We start from the raw sequence: 1,307 nt of genomic DNA on the forward strand, positions 1-1,307 counted from the left end.
TGAAGTGCCCCGGGTTTTGTTCCTAGGCATTTGCCTTGTGTTTTATTATGTCGTGGCTTGGGTGGTGTTCCCAAAATTCGGTTTCCACCTCAGCCGGCGTATGGTAGCCGAGGCTCTGGTGCAGTCGTGATTCGTTCCACCAAGTGACCCACTCGAACGTGGCTATTTCCACGTCGACCACGTCGTTCCATGTGCGGGTATGGATGATTTCGTTCTTGTAGGAGCCGTTGACGTTCTCAGCCAGAGCATTGTCATAAGAATCCCCGACAGTTCCGGTGGAAGCGGCAATCCCGTGCTGGGCAAGTCGCTCGTTGTAGACCACGCTGACATACTGTGAGCCGTGATCCGAATGGTGAATGAGCCCTGTTGTTTCCTCAGCACACACGATCGCCTGGTTAAGAGCTTGCAACGGTAACGCTTCCGTCCGCATCGAGTCTGATAACGCCCACCCAACGATCCGTCGAGAGTAAACGTCGGTGACAAACGCGGCGTACACAAAGCCTTTCTTCGTGCGCACATAGGTAATGTCGGCCACCCACAGTTTATTCGGGCCCTGAGCTTTAAACTCACGCTCGACCAAGTCTGGGCGCAGATCAGGCACATTAGGCTTACGGGTAGTGAGAGGTGATCTGCCTTTGCCTTTGCCAGAAACGCCGGCTAGGCGCATCAACCGAGCAGTTTGTTCACGACCGATATCAATTCCGCCACGGCGGAGAGCATGCCACATTTTCCGCACACCATAAACACCGTAATTATCCCGATGAACAGCACTAATGCGTTCAACCAGCACAGCATCGCGAAGGCGACGAGCACTTAATCCACGGGCCTTGGACTGGCGATACCCACGCGAGGTGATAAACCCACCAGCCCGGTTATTTTTCAACGTCTTACAGATGAACTCGACGGAAAAACTACTCCGGTATTCATCGATGAACCGGATCATTTCCGACGTTGTGGGTCGAGTTCCGACGCGAAAAAAGCTGAGGCAGCTTTCAGCAGCTCGTTAGTGTCGCGAAGCTCTTGAATTTCACGGCGTAGCCTAGCGTTTTCGGCGGCCAAATCTTCAGGCACAGGATCTGGGATGTTTCCTGCACGGCGGGCCTGCTGAGTCCATTGACGAGCTGTGTGCCATGAAACCCCCAGCTTTGGAGCTACTACCTGGCACGCGGCTTGCATCGACATATTTTCCGCCAAGATGCGGTCTTCCACAAGACGGACCACACGGTCCTTGGCATCCTGGTCAAATTTCCTTGGCATGTTCCAGATTTTCCCATCTACTCAAACGGAACAAAACCTGGGACACTTCA

General features: G+C 53.6%; 1 protein-coding gene. It reads right to left on the reverse strand.

All coding sequences use genetic code 11. The features are described from left to right. Window positions 1-22 precede the first annotated feature (22 nt). Window positions 23-1,257 (reverse strand): IS3 family transposase gene (locus VVS03_RS11280; RefSeq protein ID WP_368520936.1). Its coding sequence is split into 2 segments (ribosomal slippage): window positions 23-969 and window positions 969-1,257, totalling 1,236 coding nucleotides; the frame shifts between segments, so codons are not numbered across the junction. Between the last annotated feature and the right edge of the window lie 50 nt (window positions 1,258-1,307).

The organism is Corynebacterium sp. LK2537, from assembly GCF_040946485.1.
GTDB lineage: Bacteria > Actinomycetota > Actinomycetes > Mycobacteriales > Mycobacteriaceae > Corynebacterium.